The 21,102-nt window shown below is 59.7% G+C and carries 23 protein-coding genes; 9 read left to right on the plus strand and 14 right to left on the minus strand.

What is annotated here, in order from left to right; translation table 11 throughout:
* Nucleotides 1–95: 95 nt before the first annotated feature.
* Nucleotides 96–737: a LysE family translocator gene (locus JJQ51_RS08395; protein WP_113330723.1), complete on the minus strand. Its 642-nt coding sequence runs from the start codon at nt 735–737 to the stop codon at nt 96–98.
* 160 nt (nt 738–897) lie between these two features.
* Here JJQ51_RS08395 and JJQ51_RS08400 point away from each other — a divergent pair, with 160 nt between their 5' ends.
* On the plus strand, nt 898–1,380 hold the full coding sequence (locus tag JJQ51_RS08400) for a MarR family winged helix-turn-helix transcriptional regulator (protein WP_113330724.1): 483 nt from the start codon (nt 898–900) through the stop codon (nt 1,378–1,380).
* A gap of 73 nt (nt 1,381–1,453) precedes the next feature.
* On the opposite strand, the gene JJQ51_RS08405 is transcribed toward JJQ51_RS08400, so the two are convergent.
* The 3 genes from JJQ51_RS08405 to JJQ51_RS08415 all read right to left on the minus strand — a co-directional run bounded on the left by JJQ51_RS08405 (nt 1,454) and on the right by JJQ51_RS08415 (nt 3,319).
* Nucleotides 1,454–2,677, minus strand: coding sequence for an argininosuccinate synthase (locus JJQ51_RS08405; RefSeq protein WP_269244551.1), 1,224 nt, complete (start codon nt 2,675–2,677; stop codon nt 1,454–1,456).
* Nucleotides 2,678–2,786: 109 nt separating this feature from the next.
* On the minus strand, nt 2,787–3,077 hold the full coding sequence (locus JJQ51_RS08410; RefSeq protein ID WP_269244552.1) for a type II toxin-antitoxin system RelE/ParE family toxin: 291 nt from the start codon (nt 3,075–3,077) through the stop codon (nt 2,787–2,789).
* A complete protein-coding gene (locus JJQ51_RS08415) occupies nt 3,074–3,319 on the minus strand; it encodes a type II toxin-antitoxin system ParD family antitoxin (protein ID WP_083258193.1) in 246 nt (81 codons plus the stop codon). Before JJQ51_RS08415 ends, JJQ51_RS08410 begins: the two co-directional genes overlap by 4 nt.
* 85 nt (nt 3,320–3,404) lie before the next feature.
* Here JJQ51_RS08415 and JJQ51_RS08420 point away from each other — a divergent pair, with 85 nt between their 5' ends.
* On the plus strand, nt 3,405–4,259 hold the full coding sequence (locus JJQ51_RS08420) for an SDR family NAD(P)-dependent oxidoreductase (protein WP_269244553.1): 855 nt from the start codon (nt 3,405–3,407) through the stop codon (nt 4,257–4,259).
* Nucleotides 4,260–4,322: 63 nt separating this feature from the next.
* Complete coding sequence (locus JJQ51_RS08425) at nt 4,323–4,964, plus strand: LysE family translocator (RefSeq protein WP_113330727.1); 642 nt, start codon at nt 4,323–4,325, stop codon at nt 4,962–4,964.
* Here JJQ51_RS08425 and JJQ51_RS08430 read toward each other — a convergent pair.
* The 5 genes from JJQ51_RS08430 to JJQ51_RS08450 all read right to left on the minus strand — a co-directional run bounded on the left by JJQ51_RS08430 (nt 4,948) and on the right by JJQ51_RS08450 (nt 8,546).
* Nucleotides 4,948–5,376 carry a hypothetical protein gene (locus JJQ51_RS08430; protein ID WP_183809695.1) on the minus strand — a complete coding sequence of 143 codons (429 nt, stop codon included), beginning with the start codon at nt 5,374–5,376 and terminating at the stop codon, nt 4,948–4,950. The genes JJQ51_RS08425 and JJQ51_RS08430 overlap by 17 nt on opposite strands.
* A 5-nt stretch (nt 5,377–5,381) precedes the next feature.
* A complete protein-coding gene (gene rlmN / locus JJQ51_RS08435) occupies nt 5,382–6,617 on the minus strand; it encodes a 23S rRNA (adenine(2503)-C(2))-methyltransferase RlmN (protein ID WP_269244554.1) in 1,236 nt (411 codons plus the stop codon).
* Between the two features lie 286 nt (nt 6,618–6,903).
* On the minus strand, nt 6,904–7,452 hold the full coding sequence (locus JJQ51_RS08440) for an invasion associated locus B family protein (protein WP_069613351.1): 549 nt from the start codon (nt 7,450–7,452) through the stop codon (nt 6,904–6,906).
* 332 nt (nt 7,453–7,784) lie between these two features.
* Entirely contained in the window at nt 7,785–8,174 is a 390-nt protein-coding gene (locus tag JJQ51_RS08445; RefSeq protein ID WP_113330730.1) for a YkvA family protein, read from the minus strand.
* A gap of 66 nt (nt 8,175–8,240) precedes the next feature.
* Complete coding sequence (locus JJQ51_RS08450) at nt 8,241–8,546, minus strand: 4a-hydroxytetrahydrobiopterin dehydratase (protein ID WP_113330731.1); 306 nt, start codon at nt 8,544–8,546, stop codon at nt 8,241–8,243.
* A gap of 137 nt (nt 8,547–8,683) precedes the next feature.
* Here JJQ51_RS08450 and JJQ51_RS08455 point away from each other — a divergent pair, with 137 nt between their 5' ends.
* On the plus strand, nt 8,684–9,166 hold the full coding sequence (locus JJQ51_RS08455; protein WP_269244555.1) for a low molecular weight protein-tyrosine-phosphatase: 483 nt from the start codon (nt 8,684–8,686) through the stop codon (nt 9,164–9,166).
* Here JJQ51_RS08455 and thpR read toward each other — a convergent pair.
* Together thpR and JJQ51_RS08465 are read right to left on the minus strand one after the other, a co-directional pair.
* The gene (thpR, locus tag JJQ51_RS08460; RefSeq protein WP_069613347.1) at nt 9,097–9,693 is read right to left on the minus strand and encodes an RNA 2',3'-cyclic phosphodiesterase; all 597 of its coding nucleotides are present in this window, start codon (nt 9,691–9,693) and stop codon (nt 9,097–9,099) included. The genes JJQ51_RS08455 and thpR overlap by 70 nt on opposite strands.
* Nucleotides 9,694–9,761: 68 nt before the next feature.
* Nucleotides 9,762–10,412 carry an arylesterase gene (locus tag JJQ51_RS08465; RefSeq protein WP_269244556.1) on the minus strand — a complete coding sequence of 217 codons (651 nt, stop codon included), beginning with the start codon at nt 10,410–10,412 and terminating at the stop codon, nt 9,762–9,764.
* Between the two features lie 82 nt (nt 10,413–10,494).
* Here JJQ51_RS08465 and JJQ51_RS08470 point away from each other — a divergent pair, with 82 nt between their 5' ends.
* From JJQ51_RS08470 to JJQ51_RS08485, 4 genes are all read left to right on the plus strand, one after another.
* Nucleotides 10,495–11,205, plus strand: a complete 711-nt coding sequence (locus JJQ51_RS08470) for an ABC transporter ATP-binding protein (RefSeq protein ID WP_113354343.1) — start codon at nt 10,495–10,497, stop codon at nt 11,203–11,205.
* Nucleotides 11,202–13,748: an ABC transporter permease gene (locus tag JJQ51_RS08475; protein WP_269244557.1), complete on the plus strand. Its 2,547-nt coding sequence runs from the start codon at nt 11,202–11,204 to the stop codon at nt 13,746–13,748. The genes JJQ51_RS08470 and JJQ51_RS08475 overlap by 4 nt, the downstream gene beginning before the upstream one ends.
* A 195-nt stretch (nt 13,749–13,943) precedes the next feature.
* Nucleotides 13,944–14,684, plus strand: a complete 741-nt coding sequence (locus tag JJQ51_RS08480) for a Bax inhibitor-1/YccA family protein (RefSeq protein WP_269244558.1) — start codon at nt 13,944–13,946, stop codon at nt 14,682–14,684.
* Between the two features lie 118 nt (nt 14,685–14,802).
* Nucleotides 14,803–15,360 (plus strand): GNAT family N-acetyltransferase, encoded by a 558-nt coding sequence (locus JJQ51_RS08485; RefSeq protein WP_269244559.1) that lies wholly within the window; start codon nt 14,803–14,805, stop codon nt 15,358–15,360.
* A 256-nt stretch (nt 15,361–15,616) separates the two neighbouring features.
* Here the strand turns inward: JJQ51_RS08485 and JJQ51_RS08490 are convergent, their stop codons facing one another.
* The 3 genes from JJQ51_RS08490 to acnA form a co-directional block, all read right to left on the minus strand.
* On the minus strand, nt 15,617–16,018 hold the full coding sequence (locus JJQ51_RS08490; RefSeq protein ID WP_113354346.1) for a DUF2794 domain-containing protein: 402 nt from the start codon (nt 16,016–16,018) through the stop codon (nt 15,617–15,619).
* Nucleotides 16,019–16,350: 332 nt separating this feature from the next.
* Nucleotides 16,351–17,094 carry a DUF1223 domain-containing protein gene (locus JJQ51_RS08495; RefSeq protein ID WP_113330739.1) on the minus strand — a complete coding sequence of 248 codons (744 nt, stop codon included), beginning with the start codon at nt 17,092–17,094 and terminating at the stop codon, nt 16,351–16,353.
* 256 nt (nt 17,095–17,350) lie between these two features.
* Entirely contained in the window at nt 17,351–20,041 is a 2,691-nt protein-coding gene (acnA, locus tag JJQ51_RS08500) for an aconitate hydratase AcnA (RefSeq protein ID WP_269244560.1), read from the minus strand.
* Between the two features lie 261 nt (nt 20,042–20,302).
* Between acnA and ccmA the strand changes: the two genes are divergently transcribed.
* Nucleotides 20,303–20,950: a heme ABC exporter ATP-binding protein CcmA gene (gene ccmA, locus JJQ51_RS08505; RefSeq protein WP_269244680.1), complete on the plus strand. Its 648-nt coding sequence runs from the start codon at nt 20,303–20,305 to the stop codon at nt 20,948–20,950.
* The last annotated feature ends 152 nt before the right edge of the window (nt 20,951–21,102 follow it).

The raw sequence follows: 21,102 nt of genomic DNA on the forward strand, positions 1-21,102 counted from the left end.
GGGGCATCCTTTCGACAGACATCTGACCGAAGCACGATATAAGGCTAGCCCCGCCGAATTGGTATGGCGAGGGGCGAACAAATTGATGAGCGGGATCAGGCCTTGCGCCAGCCGAGCAGGCCGGGTGTGGCATGCCAGAGCGCCTGTGCCGCAAAACCCATGAAAAGCACGCCGGAGCAGCGCACGATCAGCCGCTCATGCGCGCGATAGAAGCGCCGAACAGCGCCTGCTCCGATAATGCTGATGAGAATAATGTCGGCTGTTATGAACCCAGCAAAGGATACTGTCAGCAGCAGCGGCAGGGCACTGAAGGTCAATGCGCCGGCAGAGCCCGCGACAAGCGCCGTAAAGGTCGCCAGCGCAACGGGATATCCCTTCGGATTGGTGACGCCGAAGATCAGGCCGCGACGGAACGGGCGGTCGACATTGACGAGCGCCTTGCCGTCACCTTTCGGCTTGGCGGTCACGGCACTCCAGCCGATCCAGGCGAGATAGAAGCCGCACAGCAAACCGAGCAGGTCGAAGACGAAGGTGCCGATGGTCTTGGCGCCGACGATGGCGACCAAGGCCAGCGTCGACCAGACGAGATCGCCGAGCAGATGGCCGCTGACGAAGAATGCACCCGCCTTGCGGCCCTGGCCGGCACCTATGCCGAGGAGTGCCAGAAAGGCAGGACCGGGAATAAGCACATAGAAAAGCGCGGCGAGGAAGGCGCCGACAACGAGCGATTGCGTCATGATGAGTGATCCCGCTGGTGATCGCGCGAGAGTAGCAATCTGTGGAAGCCGGTCAAGCAGCTGGCCGTTTTAAGTTCCAGGAAGCCGTTGTGTTCGTGGGATGAAATCAATAAGAACGTAGTGGGGCCCAAAAACAAAGAGCGTAGGTAGGGAAGCGCTTATGAACAGCAGGATTAATACGGATTCGCTCGCCTTTCTTGTGAGCGATTGCGCCCGACTGATCAGGGCGGCCTTCGAGCGACGCATTCTTGTCGCCGGGCTCGGGCTGACGGCGGGTGAAGCACGGACGCTGATGCAGGTCGCCGCCATCAATGGCAGCCGCCAACTCGACATCGCCTCCCGGATGGGGCTGGAGCCGATGACGGTCAGCGCCTTTCTGGACAAGCTGCAGGCACGCGGCTTGATCGAACGACAGCCGGACCCGCTCGATCGCCGCGCCAAGCGGATCGTGCTTTCGGAATCTGCCGACGCGAAGCTTCGGCAGATCGACCGTGAAGTCTGCGAAGTCGAGCGCAATGCGACGCAAGGCTTCGGCGAGGATCTTCAAGTGCAACTGCATGATGCGCTCTGCGCTTTCCGCAGCAATCTTCAGAAGGCCGAAGCACCTGCAGAAGTCGAACGGGAATTGAGGCCGGTGGATTAATTCCAGGCCGCCATCCTGGAAAAAGGAAGCCCGCCTCCGGCGATCGGAAGCGGGCCATTTCTCATTTCATACCTTACTTCGACAGGTTGCGCTTGGCGAGCGTGCGCAGGCGCAGCGCGTTCAACTTGATGAAGCCGGCCGCATCCTTTTGGTCGTAGGCGCCCTGGTCGTCTTCGAAAGTGACCAGCTTGTCGGAATAAAGCGATTTCGGGCTTTCGCGGCCGATGACCATGACATTGCCCTTGTAGAGCTTCAGCGTCACTTCGCCTTCGACATGTTCCTGGCTCTTGTCGATGAGGGCCTGCAGCATCTCACGCTCCGGCGAGAACCAGAAGCCGTAATAGATCAGCTCGGCATAGCGCGGCATCAGCTCGTCCTTGAGGTGTGCGGCACCGCGATCGAGCGTGATGGATTCGATGGCGCGGTGCGCCGAAAGCAGGATCGTGCCGCCGGGGGTCTCGTAGACGCCGCGCGACTTCATGCCAACAAAGCGGTTCTCGACGAGATCGAGACGGCCGATACCGTTGTCGCGGCCATACTCGTTCAGCTTCGCAAGCAAGGTCGCCGGGCTTAGGCGCTCGCCATTGATCGAAACGGCATCACCCTTTTCGAAGCCGATCTTGATGATGGTGGCCTTGTCAGGAGCGGCTTCCGGCGAGATCGTGCGCATGTGCACATATTCCGGCGCTTCCTGAGCCGGGTTTTCCAGAACCTTGCCTTCGGAAGAGGAGTGCAGCAGGTTGGCATCGACGGAGAAAGGCGCTTCGCCCTTCTTGTCCTTGGCAACCGGAATCTGGTGCTTCTCGGCGAATTCGAGCAGATCGGTACGGCTCTTGAACGACCAGTCGCGCCACGGAGCGATGATCTTGATATCCGGGTTCAGCGCATAGGCCGAAAGCTCGAAGCGAACCTGGTCATTGCCCTTGCCGGTCGCGCCGTGCGCGATGGCATCGGCGCCGGTCTTTCTGGCGATCTCGATCAGATGCTTGGAGATCAGCGGACGGGCAATCGAGGTGCCGAGCAGGTAGACGCCTTCATAGACGGCATTGGCGCGGAACATCGGGAAGACGAAATCGCGCACGAATTCTTCGCGCACATCCTCGATATAGATTTCCTTGATGCCGAGCATTTCGGCCTTCTTGCGCGCCGGCTCCAGCTCTTCGCCCTGGCCGAGATCGGCGGTGAAGGTGACCACTTCGGCGCCGAGCTCCGTCTGCAGCCACTTCAGGATAATCGAGGTGTCGAGACCGCCGGAATAGGCGAGAACGACTTTCTTCACGTCTTTATGTGATGCCATGATGAGTTCCGTTTCGAGGCGGGCCAGGGGAAAGGCCCGCAAAGCTGTATCGCGGAACTTTTAGCGAGATTATCGTGCGGCGCAAGGGGAGGCGCGAGCGGGACGTTTCTCAGAGATGAGCGCCGATGTTCATTCGCTGATGCAGGATGCGGATGATCGTGACCATTTGAGCGACATCTTTATAGATGATAAAATGTAAGCCGGAGGCGAGAGCGAGACAGTCTGGTTTGATACCGCTGATCTTGCGGCCGCGTGCGATGCCCTTCACCAAAGCATGACAACAATCACGCAGAACGAAGACATAATCTTCCGCTTGCTCGTAACCCCATTTTTCCTCGGTATAGTCGTAGATTTGATCGATGTCGGACGTTGCTTTCGGCGAGAAGACCAATTTCTTCATCGCTGATTGCGCAACTTTCTCTTTCCTTCGATAAATTCATTGAAATCAAACTCTTCCGGCTCGCCCGAGGCTTCGCCCTCGGCGATCGCCGCCGCAATCGCCTCTATTTCCGCCCGGCTGCGCAATAATTTAAGCGCGGCGTCAATGACCTCGCTCGGCGAATCGTAATTGCCGTGGCTGATCTGCTCGCCGATGAACGCATCCATCTGCTCGTCGATCTCTACGGACACATGCTTTGTCACTGGCGTGACCTCCGGCGGTTTGACTTGATTGCCGAAAGTACCATATTCGGCGGCGACCGAACAATGCCTGAGGAGGGCGCCGCTCGTGACCGATATTCAAGACATTTTCAAGAAATCCAATGTTGCCGTCATCACCGGAGGTGCGTCCGGCATCGGTTTCGCCGCCGCGAAATATTTCGCTTCGCTCGGCATGAGCGTCGTCATTGCCGATCTCGGCGGCGAGAGGCTGGCTGAGGCAGCTACCGAACTCAGGGCAATTGCAGACGAAGAGCATGTGCTGGCCGTCGAGACCGATGTCGCCAGCAAAGACGCGCTGGAAGCGCTGGAGCGCGCTGTCCAGCAGCGCTTCGGCCACGTACATGTGCTGATGAACAATGCCGGCATCGGCCCGCAAACCTCTGTTTTCAGCGCCCAGGCAGAATGGGATGCGATCCTCGGCGTCAATCTGCTTGGCGTCATCAACGGCACGCGCGTCTTCGGGCCAGGCATGATCGCGCATGGGGAACCGGGCCTCATCATCAACACCGGCTCGAAGCAGGGCATCACCACCCCTCCCGGCAACCCCGCCTACAATGTTTCGAAGGCCGGCGTGAAGGTCTTCACCGAGGCACTGCAGCACGAGCTGCGCAATACGGAGGGCGCGAAGATTTCGGCCCATCTCCTCATCCCCGGCTTCGTCTTCACTGGTCTCACCAAGGGCGAACGCACGGAAAAGCCGGCCGGCGCCTGGACGCCCGAGCAGACGGTCGACTTCATGATGGAAAGCCTGAAGCGCGGCGATTTCTATATTCTCTGCCCGGACAATGACGTCGCCCGGCCGGTCGATGAGCGCCGCATGCTTTGGGCCGCCGGTGATATCGTCGAGAACCGGCCGCCGCTGTCGCGCTGGCATCCGGACTACGCCGATCAATTCAAGGCCTTCCTCGAAAAGAAGGATTGATTTGCAATCCGCCGGAAGCCGGGTAAGAACAGACGGAACCCTACCCGGCTTTCGGAGCCCCCCGTGGATTTCATACCCAGCCTGCCGACCCTTCTCGCCTTTTCCGCAGCAAGCCTCCTGCTTGCCATGACGCCCGGTCCCGACATGACGCTATCGATCAGCCGCGCGCTGGCCCAGGGAAAGAAGGCAGCGCTCTTCGTCGTGCTCGGCACCACGCTCGGCGTTGTCGTCCATACCTGCCTCGTGGCCTTCGGCATCTCCGCGCTGATCACGGCTTCGCCCGTTGCCTTCACTGTGCTGAAGACTGGAGGCGCTGCCTATCTGCTGTGGCTGGCAATCCAGGCGATCCGTTTCGGTTCCAGCCTATCGGTCAAGAAGGTCGATACCATCGGCGGAACACCGCTTGCAAACATCTCCAACGGCTTTTGGGTCAACCTGCTGAACCCGAAGGTCATCATCTTCTTCATGACCTTTCTGCCGCAGTTCGTTACATCAGGCGATCCTGCCGTCACGCACAAGCTGCTCTTCCTCGGCTTCTTCTTCATCGTCATCGGCATGCCGGTGAATATGCTCGTCGTTCTTGCCGCGGACGGCCTGTCGTCCTGGCTGCAACGGAATCGCGGCGTAATGCGCGGCCTGGACTACACCTTCGCCAGCGTCTTCTCGATTTTCGCGGTGAAAATCTTCTTCACTCAGGCTCGTTGAAACCGGACCACTGCCCCGCAAACCGGCCGGCAATCCACCAGTAAACGGTGGCGCTGGCCATGCCCAGGAATGCGAAGCAGACCGCAACGGTGATCAGATTGAGGGTCTGCGGCCTTTCCATGCCGCCCGAAATCAGGACGGACGCGACTGCCGATAGGGTCGCGCCGAAAATTGCATAGCCATACCATTGACGCATGCCGCGCCATTCGAGAATGGGGATAACCACCAGAGACGGCAGGATGCTGACGACCATCGCAACCTTGGTGAGCGCAATGGTCAGAACGAAAAGCTCGGGCGCCGCGGTCTCCGGCACCGTCCAGACGGCAGCGCAGGCGAGCACGAAGCCCATGAGAGCGCAAGCGGCGAGATAGCCCCACAAGAGGCGTATCGGCTTGCGCAGTCCAAGGAGCATCGATCTCAGTCCTCGCCGTGATTGGCGATCATCATGGCTTCGAAGGCCAATCGCTCCGTCTTGCGCATACGCTCGGATTCCGACTTCAGCTGACCGCAGGCGGCGAGAATATCGCGGCCCCGCGGCGTGCGGATCGGTGAGGCATAGCCGGCCGAATTGATGAAATCGGCAAATTTCTCAATCTGCTCCCAGTCCGAACACTGGTAGTTGGTGCCGGGCCAGGGATTGAACGGGATCAGGTTGATCTTGGCCGGAATGCCCTTCAGCAGCTGGATCAGACCCTTCGCGTCTTCGAGGCTGTCGTTGACGCCCTTCAGCATCACATATTCGAAGGTGATGCGCCGTGCATTCGACAGGCCCGGATAGGCGCGGCAAGCGTCCATCAGTTCCTTCAGCGGATACTTCTTGTTGATCGGCACCAGCATGTCGCGCAGATCGTCGCGCACCGCATGCAGCGAGATCGCCAGCATGACGCCGATCTCTTCGCCGGTGCGATAGATTTCCGGCACGACGCCTGATGTGGAGAGCGTGATACGGCGCTTGGAGAGCGACAGGCCATCGCCGTCGGAGGCGATCAGCAGTGCCGTCTTGACGCTGTCGAAATTGTAGAGCGGCTCGCCCATGCCCATCATGACGATATTGCTGACCTTGCGACCTTCGGCGGGCATGATCGTCCCTTGCGGCGCTTCGCGGTCCGGGAAATCGCCGAGCCGGTCGCGCGCCAGGAGCAGCTGCGAGAGGATCTCTTCCGCCGTCAGATTGCGCACCAGGCGCTGCGTACCGGTATGACAGAAGGAACAGGTGAGCGAACAGCCGACCTGGCTGGAAATGCAGAGCGTGCCGCGGCCCTCTTCCGGAATATAGACGGTTTCCACCTCGACCGGCCGGCCAGCGCCGCGCGGCGGGAAGCGCAGCAGCCATTTCCGGGTGCCGTCATTGGAAACCTGCTCCTCGACGATCTCGGGACGCGCGATGGTGAAATGCGCCTTCAGCATTTCGCGCATGTCCTTCGACACATTGGCCATGGCATCGAAATCGGAGACGCCGCGCACATAGATCCAGTTCCAAAGCTGGCTGACACGCATCTTGATCTGCTTGTCGGCAACGCCCTTTTCCTTGAGCGCCGCGCCCATCTCTTCGCGTGTCATGCCGATCAGCGACGGCTTCGGCGAAAGCTCGACGGGCTGCGATACCGGTATCGGCTTGAGCCTGGAGGGGGTTATGATATCGGTGGCGGACATAGGATCGTTCCAACGGTTCACATCGGCGATGCCGCAAAAGCTGACGAAAGCTGCGGATGCGGGCAAGGCACGGAAATCTGAAGATTCATGCGGTGGCGGGGCAAGCTATCTACCGCACACCTATCGTTGGCGCGGCCTTTAGCATTAATTTCCGCCCGCGTCATCCCTTTCCCTCAAAAGCAAGGATTGGTCTTCAAAAACAAAGGCCGGTCGACTTGACCGGCCTTGCTCATTGCGGTCGCGGCAGCAGGAAGATCACATTTGCGTGATCCGTCGGCCCTCGATCTTATTTGCAGTTTTCGATCTGCTTCAGCGCAGCCGTCACACCCTTCAATGAATAGGTGTAGGAAGTGGCAGTACCCTTCTTCGAGGTCGCCGAAACCTTCAGCGAATGGCCTGACTTCAGCGCCGCGACCAGAGCCGGCTCCTGCGCGGCGTTTTCGACCCAGGCAGCCTTGTCCTTGGTGAACATCACGAAGGTCTTGTTGTCGATGGTGACGTTGACCTTGGAGTTCTCCTTGAGCGGATAGCCCATCATCGCCTGCGGTTCATAAGAGATATTCTGGCCCGGACGCTGCGACACGATGAAGAAATTGTCGCCATGGTCGATACCCGTCGGCGGCGCCTTGGCCGTCGGCACGGAAAGAACGTAACATACCTTACCGCCGGCGGACTGGTAGGAATAGGCACCCCAGGCGTCGAACTGCTGAATGCGCGTCGGAGCCGCCGGCGCTGCTGGCGCCGCTGCCTGCGTCTGCTTCTTGGTCTGCGCGGACGCTATGCCGGTTCCAGCCAGAACGAGCGAGAGGGCGATTGCGAAGCTTTTTACAAACATGGTTTCCTGCCGATTTCTTGCGGTCCAGAGCTCATGGCGATTCGTTTGACGCACGCCTGTGCTCGTGAGCTGCCTTATTTTGACTTTATTCAGGTTACCAAACCGTCAACGGAGCGCTGCCGCCACCGGCTCCGTGCCATTTCAATCCAGTTATCGCGCAAAGCTTGAAACGCATCAGAAGGAATTGGAAAACCCGGATGATGAAGTACCACCCTGCAGCTTCGATTTAAGACAGAAAGATTCGGGCAAGAATTTGACCTCGCTAAAATCAGGGAGGTCTCATAAATCTCTGGAAACCCGAGAGGATTCAGATCGGCTCCGCAAAACAAGCATCAGGCGGTCTTCATAGACTCGGGCTCGTTCTCTAGCGCGCGATCGGCGGCGTCGTAATGTTCCTGGCGGATATGGCCCCTGATCATGCTGAAGGCGAGCGTCAGCACCGCGACATCATCGGAAAAGCCGATGACGGCAAAGAAATCGGGGATAATATCGACCGGCATGACAAAATAGCCGAGCGCCGCCAGCAATATGCCGCGAACACGCGTCGGTGTCTGCGGGTCGAGTGCGCAATAGAAGGCGGCCACGACGTCGCGGGAAAAGGGAATATGGCGAGCCGCCTTCCGCAAGGTCGGCCAGAATTTTCTGCGCACCGATTTCTCCTGCTCTTTTTGGGTCTCTTCGTCACCAGGCATCAGGATTTCCCCGTACTTGATGTCATCCATTCCATTCACCTCAATCGAGGCCCGTCGGCCGGGCCGTGTAAACATATGGTGATCGCCTGCCGTGATTCAATCGATCCGGCGCGCGGCCGCCTTCTCCATCGCCTTCGCCAGCTTGACGTCATGATCGGTCAGGCCGCCGGCATCGTGTGTCGTCAGCTTCACCTCGACGCGGGAATAGACGTTGAACCATTCCGGATGGTGGTTGAATTTTTCCGCGGCAAGGGCGGCTTCCGTCATGAAGCCGAAGGCCTCGACGAAGTTGCGGAACTTGAAGGTCTTCGAAATCGAAAGGCCGTCATCCGCAAGCGCCCAACCTCCAAGCTCCGCAAGATTTTCATCGATTGCCGCGCGGTCCAGCTTGTCGTATTTCATGGCAAGTCACTCCTCTCTAAAGCAATTCCAGGAAAACTGCGTAGCGGTTTTTCCGTCCGGAATTGCGTAAAAGCAAAAGGATAGAGCGTTTTCGCATTTGGAAGAAAAGCGGAAAGCTCTGGCGGTGAAACGATAACATGGATCGTCACAGGATACTTTTCGTCTGCGCCGGCAATATCTGCCGGTCGCCCCTCGCCGAAGGCATATTCAGGCATCTGGCAAGCAAGGCCGGCCGTGGCGGTGAATTCGACATCGATTCGGCCGGCACCGGCGGCTGGCATCAGGGAGAGCGCCCCGATCGCCGCTCGATCGCGGTTGCAGCTGGCCACGGAATCGATATCACAGACCAGCGCGCGCGGCGCATAGCGTCAGCCGATTTCGGCAAGTTCGATCTGATCCTGGCAATGGATCAAGACAATTTGAAGAACTTGCGCAAATCAACGCCTGCCGATGCGCTCGGCAAGCTGCATCTCTTCAATGCCCTGGCGCTCGGAAGCAACAAGGACATCCCCGATCCCTATTACGGCGACCGCGAGGATTTCGAAGCCGTCTATACCATGCTTTTGGCTGGCTGCAGCGCGCTGTTACCCAAAGCCGGGAAAGTGCTGCGGGGCTCGTGAAGCGGGAATATCTCTTCGGTGAGATAGGGGCCGCCACCAACCGATTCGCGCGAGGACAGAAGCACGAAGCGCCCGACCGTAAACGGCGCGGTGTAGAAATTGCCGCGACCGGAGAGATAGTGCACGACGTCGTCGACGCGCGAGGATTTCAGCCTGGCAAGCGTCACATGCGGCGTGAATTTGCGGGGGTCCGGCTGCAGGCCAATCCGCTGGCAGATGCGCTCGATCTCGCCTTGCAGCGCGAACATATCAGGCGTCTGCGAGACCCCGGCCCAAACCGAATGCGGTTTCTTGGAGCCGAAGGAACCGATGCCCTCCAGCCGAAGCTGGAATTCAGGCCGATCTATCCGGTCCAGACGGTCGACGATCTCATCCGCAGTGCGGCCATCGACATCGCCGATGAAGCGCAAGGTGATGTGATAATTTTCAACGTCGATCCACCTGGCTCCCGGGAGACCACCGCGCAACAATGACAGGCTCATGGCCGCATTGCGCGGAATTTCGAGGGCGGTAAAAAGTCTCGGCATGACGAGCACTCCCCGAATCTCTTGCAGGTATAGGTAGGGAATCACGCATTTGCAGTCGGTGCAAGCATCTATTTCGCACCTGCGTCAATCGTCCCTACAAAACTGATAACAGCCGGCAACATATGCTCGACCATCACATCGACCCCCTTGGAGTTCGGATGCATCCCGTCCGAAAGCTGCAAATCCGCATGCGTGGCGACGCCATCGAGGAAGAACGAATAGAGCGGAAGCTGATATTTGTCGGCCAGCCGCTTATAGATCGGGTTGAATTTATCGGCATAGTCCGGTCCCATGTTCGGCGGCGCCAGCATGCCGACGAGAAGCATTGGGATCTTTCTGTCCTTCAACCGTTCGATCATGGTCTCGAGGTTCTTTTCCGTCTGCTCCGGCGGAATGCCGCGCAGCGCATCGTTGGCGCCGAGTTCTAGGATCACGCCATCCGTGCCGTCCGGCACCGACCAGTCGATACGCGAAAGGCCGCCGGAGGTCGTATCTCCCGAAACACCGGCATCGGCAACCACCACATCCAAACCCTTGGCCTTCAGCGCCGCCTCAAGCTTGGCGGGAAAGCCGTCGCCCGGCGGCAGCTGATAGCCCGCCATCAGGCTATCGCCGAAGCCGACCAGCTGAATGGTGCGTGCATCGGCGGCATGAACTACGCCAAACAAAAGACCGAAAGTGATGACAGCGAAGTGAAGTGCAGCAACTTTAAAACCCATGATCCATTTCCTAAATTCGCTGCTCGGGCCAAGTCGCGCCCGCCATTGTCTCTGATGTTCTCTGATATATAGGGCGTTCGCATTGGCAAAAACCATCATCGAGCTGAAGAAGGCGGATTTGACACTCGGCAATGCCGCCGCCTCCGTCCACGTGCTGAAGGGCATCGATCTCACCGTCATGGAGGGTGAGGCCGTCGGCATCGTCGGCCCCTCCGGCTCCGGCAAGTCCACGCTGCTGATGGTGCTGGCCGGCCTCGAAAAGCTCGACAGCGGCGAACTTCTGATCCGCGACACACCGCTGCATAGCCTCAGCGAAGATCGCATCGCCGATTTCCGCGGACGCAATATCGGCATCGTCTTTCAGTCTTTCCATCTCATCGCCAACATGACGGCGCTCGAAAACGTCGCGGTGCCGCTGGAGCTCGCCAATGTCAGGGATGCTTTCGACATCGCCCGGCGCGAGCTGGAAGCGGTCGGCTTGGGCGAGAGGCTCAATCACTATCCCGGCCAGCTTTCCGGCGGCGAGCAGCAGCGCGTCGCTATTGCCCGCGCGCTGGCGCCTTCGCCCGCCGTCCTCATCGCCGACGAACCGACGGGCAATCTCGACACCGATACCGGCCGGCAGATCGCCGATCTGCTCTTTGCCCAGCAGGCCGAACGCGGCACGACCATGTTGCTCGTCACCCATGATCCCGCCCTTGCCGCCCGTTGCTCGCGCCAGATCCGCGTCCGTTCCGGCGAGATCGAGAACGACAGCATGCGCACGCGCGCCAACCAGGCGGCGATTGCATGAGCGCGGCGGGACTGCGCCTGCCGCTTGCCTTCCGCCTTGCCATGCGCGAATTGCGCGGCGGCCTTGGCGGTTTCTACATCTTCCTCGCCTGCATAGCGCTAGGCACCGGCGCAATTGCCGCCGTTAATTCCGTTTCCCGCTCGATTACCGACGCAATCTCGACGCAGGGCCAGTCACTGCTGGCGGGCGACGCCCGCTTCGAACTGCGCAACCGCGAGGCAACTCCAGAGGAATTCGCCTATCTCCAAAGCTTAGGGAAAGTTTCCCGTTCCACCGGCTTGCGCTCCATGTCGCGCCTGCCCGATGGTTCGGACCAGGCACTCGTCGAAGTCAAGGCGGTCGACGATGCCTATCCGCTCTACGGCAGATTCGAGGCGGAACCGGACCAGCCGCTCGCAACGCTGCTTACAGCCAAGGATGGCACCTATGGCGCTGTTGTCGCTCCCCTGCTGCTCGAACGCCTGAACCTCAAGATCGGCGACGCTCTGCTGCTTGGAAACACCAAGCTGCGCATTACTGGCACCGTTGAAAGCGAGCCAGATGCGGTATCTGAAGGCTTCGGCTTCGCGCCGCGCCTGCTCACGAGCCGCGATGCCCTGATTGCTTCCGGCCTGATCACGACCGGTAGTCTCGTCGAACAAGCATACCGAATCCGCATGGACAATCCCGCGGCCGGCATCCGCAATCTCACCGAGCGCGCCAATGCCGCCTTCCCTCAGGCCGGCTGGTCGATCCGCAGCAGCGATCGCGCAGCACCCCAGCTTGCCGACAACGTCACCCGCTTCTCGCAGTTCCTGACGCTCGTCGGCCTCGCAGCGCTCATCGTCGGCGGCGTCGGCGTTGCCAATGCCGTGCGCGCCTTCCTCGATTCCAAGCGCACGACCATCGCCACCTTCAAGTGCCTCGGCGCGCCGGCCTTCGTCGTCGTGCTGATCTATCTCATCCAGATCGCCGTGATTGCACTCGCCGGCATAGCAATTGGCCTCGTCCTCGGCGCTATCGCGCCGATGATCGCTTCGCAATTCATGGCGGAATTCCTGCCGATTTCAACCGCGCCGCGGCTCTATCCCGGTGCTCTGACGCTCGCCGCTCTCTTCGGCCTGCTAACGACACTGGCCTTTGCCATTCCGCCGCTCGGCCATGCTCGCGAGGTGCCGGCAACGGCGCTGTTTCGCGAGCAGGGCTTCGAAGCGCGACGCTTGCCCGGCTGGCCCTATCTCCTGGCTGCCGGCGTCCTAATGGCGGCACTTGCAGCCCTGGCGATCGTCACCGCCTATGACCGCTTCATCGCAGTCGTCTTCGTCGTCTCGATCGCTGGCGCTTTCGTCGTGCTGCGGCTGGTGGCAGCCCTGCTCTCCTGGCTTGCCCGCCGCAGCCCGCGCGTGCGCTCGCCCGCGCTGCGCCTGGCGATCGGCAACATTCATCGGCCGGGCGCGCTCACCTCGTCCGTCGTGCTGTCGCTCGGCCTTGGGCTGGCGCTGCTGGTGACCTTGACACTGATCGACGGGAATATGCGCCGCGAGCTGATGGGGCGCATGAGCGAACAGGCGCCGAACTTCTTCTTCGTCGATATTCAGGGGCCGGAACTGGAAGGCTTCCGCAAGATCGTCCTCGACATCGACCCCAAGGGCAAGCTTGTCGAGGCGCCAATGCTGCGCGGCCGGATCGTCGCCTTCAACGGCGAGGATGTCACCAAAATGAAGGTGCCGGCCGCAGGCCAATGGGTGCTCCGCGGTGACCGCGGCATCACCTATGCCGATACAGTGCCAGAAAACGCCTCGATCACGGAAGGCAAATGGTGGGACAAGGATTATAGCGGCGAACCGCTGGTCTCCTTTTCCGAAGAGGAAGGCAAGGCGCTCGGCCTGAAGCTCGGCGACAAAGTTACCGTCAACGTGCTTGGCCGCAACGTCACCGCCAGGATCGCCAGCTTCCGCAAGGTTCAATGGCAGTCGCTGTCGATCAATTTCGTGATGATCTTCTCGCCCAACACCTTCAGGGGCGCTCCGCACGCCTGGCTCGCGACCCTGACCGATACTTCCGCCACCTCGGAACAGGAAGCGGCGATCCTGAGGAAGGTCACCAATAGCTACCCGACCATCACAAGCGTCCGCGTCAAGGATGCGCTCGATGTCGTCAACACGCTCGTGGGACAGCTGGCGACGGCCATTCGTTCCGCTGCCTCTGTCGCACTCATTGCCTCGGTGCTGGTGCTGGCCGGTGCGCTCGCGGCCGGCAACCGCGCCCGCACGCATGATGCCGTCATCCTCAAGACGCTCGGCGCGACGCGGGCAACATTGATCCGTGCCTTCAGCTACGAATATCTGATCCTGGGCGCCGCAACCGCCATCTTCGCGCTGATCGCCGGCTCCGCATCCGCCTGGTACATCGTCAGCCGCATCATGCGGCTACCTTCTGCCTTTCTGCCCGATGTCGCTTTCTCCACGCTGGCTATTGCGCTGATTTTGACGGTCGGTATCGGCTTGATCGGTACTTGGCGGATTCTTGGGCAGAAAGCAGCGCCTGTTCTGCGCGAACTCTGATTCGTTACGGAGACGAACCGGAAGCCGGCAAAACGGCTCGATATTACATCGATTTAACATGCGCCGGATCGCTTGACCCTTGTGTATGAGGCCCGAAAGCCTCATATTCTGTGCAGGCATGCTGAGCTCCGCAGCGGCGCCTGGGCCTTGAAAGACCCGACACCGTAATCAAATCGGAGCTTGAAAGAGGAAAACATGGCTGACTTTCGCAATTACCAAAACCGGGCGCAGAGCGGTGCGCAATCCGGTGAGATGATAGACGAGGGCCTTCGAGCCTACATGCTCAAGGTCTATAACCTGATGGCGCTGGGTCTGGCGATCACGGGTGTTGCCGCCTATCTCTCCTTCTCGCTCGCTTTCGCAAACGGACAAATCACGGCCTTCGGCCAGGCGATCTATCTGAGCCCGCTGAAGTGGGTGGTCATTCTCGCCCCGCTCGCAATGGTCTTCTTCCTGAGCTTCAGGATCAACCGCATGAGCGTGGCCGCCGCGACGACGACCTTCTGGGTCTACGCCGCGCTGGTAGGCCTGTCGCTGTCGTCGATCTTCATCATCTACACCGGCCAGAGCGTCGTGCAGACCTTCTTCGTGACCGCCGCCTCCTTCGGCGCGCTGTCGCTCTACGGCTACACGGCCAAGCGTGACCTGTCGGCGATGGGTTCGTTCCTGATGATGGGCCTTTTCGGCCTGATCATTGCGACGCTCGTCAACATCTTCCTGGCTTCGTCCGCCCTGCAGTTCGCCATCTCCGTGATCGGCGTCCTGATTTTTGCAGGCCTCACCGCCTACGATACGCAGCGGATCAAGGAAATGTACTACGAAGCCGACGACGTGACCGTGGCCGGCCGCAAGGCGATCATGGGCGCCCTGTCGCTCTACCTCGACTTCATCAACCTGTTCATGTTCCTGCTGCAGTTCCTCGGCAACCGCCGTTAATTGCAGCATGAAATGAGACACGAAAAGGCGGCTTCGGCCGCCTTTTTTATTTGCCTGGGCACAAGCGCTGCGATTTTATGGCAACCGTCGCAAATTCGCAGATCAGGCAATAGAAACAATGTCCGTCAGCCTCCGCAGTGCAACCTTAGACGACCTTCCCCACATCACCGCCATCTACAGAGATTCCGTTCTGAACGGCACGGCAAGCTATGAAATCACGCCGCCGAACCAGGAGGAAATGGCGGCCAGGTTCGAGGCAATTCGTGACAAGGGCTATCCCTATCTGGTCGCCGAAGACGATATCGGTGCGTTTCTCGGCTATGCCTATGCCTCCGCTTTCCGCACGCGGCCGGCCTATCGCTGGATGGTGGAGGATTCGATCTATCTGGCGCCCGAGGCGCGCGGGCGCGGCATCGGCAGACTGCTGCTCCATGCCCTGGTGGAAAACTGCCAGACGCTCGGCTTCCGCCAGATGATCGCCGTCATCGGCGGCGCCCACCCCGCCTCCATCGCCGTACATCGCGCGGCAGGCTTTGCCGAAGTGGGGCTGCTCAAGGGTACCGGCTACAAGCACGGCCGCTGGCTGGATACCATGCTAATGCAGAAGGCGTTGGGCGAGGGCGCGGAGAGCGATCCGGATCCATCGGTCTATCCTGGGACATTGTTTGGGGGGTAGTGTCGAGCTGCCTTTATGCCGAACCTCTGCTACCCCCCTCTGTCACTTCGTGACATCTCCCCCACAAGGTGGGAGATTGGCAACTTGTGGCACGCGTGCGCCTAAAGTGAAGATGGGGGTTGCAGAAACTGCAGGTTATTGGTTTGGAAAGATGTGCCGCAAACTCCCAACAATCTCCCCCCTTGTGGGGGAGATGTCACGAAGTGACAGAGGGGGGTGCCGCACTCGCCACAAGCACACAGCCAATGACGAGAAATTACTTCTCCACCAGCTTCAGCTGCTTGTCGAAAACCTTCAGCACTTGGTTCAGGTCATGACCGCGTTTCAGGATCATGCCGTTGGTATTGACGACTGAGAAGGCGCCCTGCTTGGCTGAAAGCTTCGGATTCTTTTCGATGCGGAAGAGCGGCATTTCGCCGGAGCGTTTGAAGACGGAGAAAACCGCCTTGTCCTTCAAATGGTCGATGGCGTAGTCGCGCCACTCGCCCTCACCGACCATGCGGCCATAGATCCAGAGAATTGCATCCAGCTCCCGGCGATGAAAGGTCACCGGCAGCGGGTCCTTGCTCTGTTTGTATTCTCTGAGATCAACGACGACGGATGAATTGGTATCGACGGAACGGCTTTCACCGTGTCTCAAATCCGGCTGATCAGTCATCAATCCCCCAAGGGCTATCTCATGACAGGAGAATGACAGTTTGCCTCAGCCGCATCAAATTGCAAGACGGCTGGCGACTCACAATTTCTTTCCCGGCTGTGAAAGCACCTCGTCAACGCCGCATTTCAGACAAAACGACGCCCAATTTACAGGAAGTATAGGCAGCCGTTTGGCGCCGCCGCGTCAAACGGCCCGGCCGGGGCGCATCGATTAAACCCCAGCCCCGAATGCGTCCTCGCCGGGCACCTCCCCTTTTTGGCGCCAGCCAAAATAGGGACCCCTTTTGGAATCAGTTCAAAATGGAAGACCTCCGGCAAAGCTGGAAAAATCGTTCAGCCGTCCGAGCCTACCGTCAGAACAGTCGCCCCGAGAATGGCAGCCGGATCGCCTGAAGATGTCGACGACTGCAGCAGAATCGCAAGGCCTCGCCGGCCAGCCTTATCCAGCACGGTGGACGGCAGCACGAGGCTCATGGCCTTGCCGTCCCACATGCCGACTGTTTCGACATCGGATACCGCGTGCATATAGGCAATCTGCTGGCCGTTGTTTTCGCCGCCTTTCGGCGCCACCATCTGCTCCTTGTCGAAATAGACGGCAACGACATTCGCCTTGCCCTGCCCAGCGCCGATCTTGATCTCGAGCTCGTCACCCTTCATGGCAGCACTGACCGGAACCGTCAACCCCTCGCCAAGGCGCTGAAAATCATCAAGTTTGACGTTAATGGCATCGAGATCGGCACCGTTCATGTGATCTCTGCCATTGACGATCGCTTGCGGCGTATAGACGCCGCTGCGCCCCATCGTACGGGCATAGGCATATTGGCGCGCCGTATTGTCCTTGGATGCCATCGTGTCGTTCCAGCCGAGATAGTTCCAATAATCGACGTGATAGGCGAGCGCCACGACATTGCCCTGGCGGATCAGCTTACGGAAGGCAGCATCGGCGGGAGGACAGGAAGCGCAACCCTGCGAGGTGAAGAGTTCGACGACGCCCTTGATCTTCGGAGCCTCCTGCGCATGCAGCGAACTTGCGAGCCCAATGCCTGCCAGAAGTGGAGCCAAAAATCGAAGGCGCATTCTATCTTACCTCTGCATCCAATCTCGAGCGCCGTCTGCCTACACGGGCTCTGCAAAACTCGCGCTTCTTGGGGCGACCAGGCCACATCAAGCCCGAAAAATCTGAAACAAGAGATAATAGTTTAACGCGATGACGCAAAGTCACGATGGGGTGAGGCCGGAGTGAGCAGAAGTCTCGCAGTACACATCACCGTGAAAAACAAGAGGCCGCCGGAAGAGTTTTCCGGCGGCCTCCCATAACAGCGTTTAATACCTATCAGGCGGCGAGATCGCGCAGAACGGTCTGCAGGATGCCGCCATTGTTGACGTAGATGACCTCGTCCAGCGTATCGATGCGGCAGAGGATCGGAACATCCTTCACCGACCCGTCGCCATAGGTGATCTTGGCGATCTTGCGCTCGCGCGGCTTGATGTTCTCCAGGCCTTCGATCGTCACGAGTTCGTCGCCCTTCAGGCCGAGGCTTGCCCAGGTGGTGCCTTCCTCGAAGACGAAGGGGATGACACCCATTCCCACAAGATTCGAGCGGTGGATGCGCTCGAAGGACTGGGCGATGACGGCGCGCACGCCGAGCAGGTTCGTGCCCTTGGCAGCCCAGTCGCGCGAGGAGCCGTTGCCGTATTCGACGCCTGCGAAGATGACGAGCGGAACGCCCTCGGCCTTGTACTGCATGGCCGCATCGTAGATCGACGTCTCTTCCTTGGACGGATAATGGATGGTGTAGCCACCTTCCTTGCCGTTCGGGCCGAGCATGTGGTTGCGGATGCGGATGTTGGCAAACGTGCCGCGCATCATGACTTCATGGTTGCCGCGGCGCGTGCCGTACTGGTTGAAGTCGGCAATGCCGACGCCATGGTCGATAAGGTAGGAGCCGGCCGGCGAGGCAGCCTTGATCGAGCCGGCCGGAGAAATATGGTCGGTGGTGATCTTGTCGCCGAAGAGGCCAAGAACGCGCGCGCCCTTGATGTCGGAAACGCCGGCGCCCTTCTTGCCCATGCCCACGAAGTAGGGCGGGTTCTGCACATAGGTCGAGTTGTCGTCCCACGCATAGGTCTGGCCCGGAGGAACCTGCACGGCCTGCCAGTTGGCGTCGCCCTTGAAGACGTCGGCATACTTGGTTTCATAAAGCTCGCGGGTGACGTACTTTTGGATGAACTCCTGAACCTCGTGCGAGGTCGGCCAGATGTCCTTCAGATAGACCGGCTTGCCGTTCTGGTCTTCGCCGATCGGCTCCTTCGTCAGGTCGAGCTGCACCGAGCCGGCGAGCGCGTAGGCGACGACGAGCGGCGGCGAAGCGAGATAGTTCGCCTGGACGTCGGGCGAGATGCGGCCTTCGAAGTTGCGGTTACCGGAGAGGACGCCGGCAACGATCAGGCCCTTGTCGTTGATCGTCTTCGAGATCGGCGCCGGCAGCGGGCCGGAATTGCCGATGCAGGTGGTGCAGCCGAAGCCGACCAGGTTGAAGCCGAGCTTGTCGAGATCGGCCTGCAGGCCGGACTTGGCAAGATATTCGCCGACGACCTGAGATCCCGGCGCCAGCGAGGTCTTGACCCACGGCTTGCTCTTCAGGCCCTTGGCAACGGCGTTGCGGGCCAGAAGGCCGGCAGCGATCAGCACCGACGGGTTGGAGGTGTTGGTGCAGGAGGTGATGGCGGCAATGGCGACGTCGCCATGGCCGATATCGAAATCCGTGCCTTCGACCGCATAGCGGTTGGAAAGCTGGCCGGGCTTCTTGTATTCGGTTTCCAGCGAGGTCGCGAAGCCGGAAGCGATGTTTTCCAGCGCGATGCGGCCTTCGGGACGCTTCGGACCGGCCATCGACGGCACGACGTCGCCGAGGTCGAGTTCCAGCGTGTCGGTGAAGACGAGGTCGGAACCGTCATTGTCGCGCCACATGCCCTGAGCCTTGGAATAGGCTTCGACGAGCGCGATGCGGTCCTTGGTGCGGCCGGACATGTTGAGATAGTGCAGCGTTTCCTTGTCGACCGGGAAGAAGCCGCAGGTCGCACCATATTCCGGACCCATGTTGCCGATGGTGGCGCGGTCGGCGAGCGGCATGTTGTCGAGGCCGGGGCCGAAGAATTCGACGAATTTGGAAACGACGCCCTTCTTACGCAGCATCTGCACGACGGTCAGAACGAGATCGGTCGCGGTAACGCCTTCCTTGAGCTTGCCGGTGAGCTTGAAGCCGATGACTTCAGGCAGCAGCATGGAGACCGGCTGACCGAGCATGGCGGCTTCAGCCTCGATGCCGCCGACACCCCAGCCGAGAACGCCAAGGCCGTTGATCATCGTCGTGTGCGAATCGGTGCCGACGCAGGTGTCGGGATAGGCGATGGTTTCGCCGTCTTCTTCCTTCGTCCAGACAGTCTGGCCGAGGTATTCGAGGTTCACCTGGTGACAGATGCCGGTGCCGGGAGGAACGACGCGGAAGTTCTTGAATGCCTGCTGGCCCCACTTCAGGAAGCGGTAGCGCTCGCCATTGCGCTGGTATTCCAGCTCGACGTTCTTGGCGAAAGCCTGCGGTGTGCCGAATTCGTCGACGATGACCGAGTGGTCGATGACGAGGTCGACGGGAACGAGCGGGTTGATCTTTTCCGGATCGCCACCGAGCGAAACCATCGCGTCGCGCATGGCAGCAAGGTCGACAACGGCCGGAACGCCGGTGAAGTCCTGCATCAGCACGCGCGCCGGGCGATAGGCGATTTCGTTCTCGACGGTGCCCTTGTTGGTCAGCCATTCGGCGACGGCAAGGATATGTTCCTTGGTGACCGACTGCCCGTCTTCAAAACGCAGCAGGTTTTCCAGAAGCACCTTCATGGAATAAGGCAGCTTGGAAACGCCGGGAAGACCATTGGCTTCAGCCTTGGGAAGGCTGAAATACACATAGTCTTTCCCGCCCACGGTCAGCGTGGAACGACAATTAAAACTGTCAAGAGATTTAGACACGAGATACCCCGTTTCTGATAGCCAACACAGTCGTGCGAACGCCTATGCACTTTATGCACATCAGGATGCGGGTACGGCCATTTCCGCTGTCCGCACGTAAGGGAAAACCTTAAGTTCGGCGCAAGGATGGAATTCACGCCGACCGCTGGCGTGGTTGCAGGTCTTATAGATAATTTCGTAAAGAGTTGCCAGAGTGACAAAGCGCAAATTTGGACAATTTTTTGCGCGCTGCAGCAACGAAAACGGGGAAAGCCGGAGCGAATGCATCTAAGCGCTGAAAATCTGGCGGCGAGGCGGGGCGAAGACCTGATTTTCTCGAACGTTTCCTTTGACTTGGATGGTGGCGACGCCCTCATCCTGACCGGCCGCAACGGCTCGGGAAAATCGACGCTTCTGCGCGTTGTGGCGGGCCTTCTCAGACAGGAGAAAGGCAGCGTCACATTCACCGGAAATGGCGGCGAACCGGGACGCCCCGCGGGCGAGGCCAGCCACTATCTTGGTCACCGCAACGCGATGAAATCCGAGCTGACGGTCGCCGAAAATCTGACCTTCTGGAAAACCTTTTTCGGCGACATGGCTGATGGCTTTAGCCTCGATGTCGATGAGGCCGCCGACGCCGTCGGGCTCGCCAGCATCACACATCTGCCCTTCGGCTACCTTTCGGCCGGCCAGCAGCGGCGAATCGCTTTTGCCAAACTTCTGGTCGCCTACCGCCCGATCTGGATCCTCGACGAACCGACGGCAGCTCTCGACAGCTCGGCCGATCAGCTCTTCGCCGGTCTCATCACCGCCCATCAGAAGACCGGCGGCATCGTTCTTGCTGCAACGCACCAGCCACTGGGTCTGGAGAATGTGCAGGAAATGCGGATGACGGGGTTTGCCGGGGTGAGTGAGGGGGTGTGGGGATGAAATCGATAGCACCGAACTTGCCGAGCCTTCATTACCCCCCTCTGTCACTTCGTGACATCTCCCCCACAAGGGGGGAGATTGGCGGGAGTTTGCTGCGTCTGCTCATAAAGCCAACGAGCTCAGCTTCTCCATCTGCGGATTCGATCTCAGAA

The sequence above is a fragment of the Rhizobium sp. AG207R genome, from assembly GCF_027109195.1.
Lineage (GTDB): Bacteria > Pseudomonadota > Alphaproteobacteria > Rhizobiales > Rhizobiaceae > Rhizobium > Rhizobium dioscoreae.

Coding starts and splice junctions, on each gene's coding strand:
- JJQ51_RS08475 (WP_269244557.1), top strand. CDS start 11,202: ATGAGCGCGGCGGGACTGCGCCTGCCGCTTGCCTTCCGCCTTGCCATG.
- JJQ51_RS08480 (WP_269244558.1), top strand. CDS start 13,944: ATGGCTGACTTTCGCAATTACCAAAACCGGGCGCAGAGCGGTGCGCAA.
- JJQ51_RS08410 (WP_269244552.1), bottom strand. CDS start 3,077: ATGAAGAAATTGGTCTTCTCGCCGAAAGCAACGTCCGACATCGATCAA.
- ccmA (WP_269244680.1), top strand. CDS start 20,303: ATGCATCTAAGCGCTGAAAATCTGGCGGCGAGGCGGGGCGAAGACCTG.
- JJQ51_RS08395 (WP_113330723.1), bottom strand. CDS start 737: ATGACGCAATCGCTCGTTGTCGGCGCCTTCCTCGCCGCGCTTTTCTAT.
- JJQ51_RS08440 (WP_069613351.1), bottom strand. CDS start 7,452: ATGTTTGTAAAAAGCTTCGCAATCGCCCTCTCGCTCGTTCTGGCTGGA.
- JJQ51_RS08450 (WP_113330731.1), bottom strand. CDS start 8,546: ATGAAATACGACAAGCTGGACCGCGCGGCAATCGATGAAAATCTTGCG.
- JJQ51_RS08455 (WP_269244555.1), top strand. CDS start 8,684: ATGGATCGTCACAGGATACTTTTCGTCTGCGCCGGCAATATCTGCCGG.
- JJQ51_RS08485 (WP_269244559.1), top strand. CDS start 14,803: ATGTCCGTCAGCCTCCGCAGTGCAACCTTAGACGACCTTCCCCACATC.
- JJQ51_RS08490 (WP_113354346.1), bottom strand. CDS start 16,018: ATGACTGATCAGCCGGATTTGAGACACGGTGAAAGCCGTTCCGTCGAT.
- JJQ51_RS08405 (WP_269244551.1), bottom strand. CDS start 2,677: ATGGCATCACATAAAGACGTGAAGAAAGTCGTTCTCGCCTATTCCGGC.
- JJQ51_RS08400 (WP_113330724.1), top strand. CDS start 898: ATGAACAGCAGGATTAATACGGATTCGCTCGCCTTTCTTGTGAGCGAT.
- thpR (WP_069613347.1), bottom strand. CDS start 9,693: ATGCCGAGACTTTTTACCGCCCTCGAAATTCCGCGCAATGCGGCCATG.
- JJQ51_RS08465 (WP_269244556.1), bottom strand. CDS start 10,412: ATGGGTTTTAAAGTTGCTGCACTTCACTTCGCTGTCATCACTTTCGGT.
- JJQ51_RS08445 (WP_113330730.1), bottom strand. CDS start 8,174: ATGGATGACATCAAGTACGGGGAAATCCTGATGCCTGGTGACGAAGAG.
- JJQ51_RS08495 (WP_113330739.1), bottom strand. CDS start 17,094: ATGCGCCTTCGATTTTTGGCTCCACTTCTGGCAGGCATTGGGCTCGCA.
- rlmN (WP_269244554.1), bottom strand. CDS start 6,617: ATGTCCGCCACCGATATCATAACCCCCTCCAGGCTCAAGCCGATACCG.
- JJQ51_RS08430 (WP_183809695.1), bottom strand. CDS start 5,376: ATGCTCCTTGGACTGCGCAAGCCGATACGCCTCTTGTGGGGCTATCTC.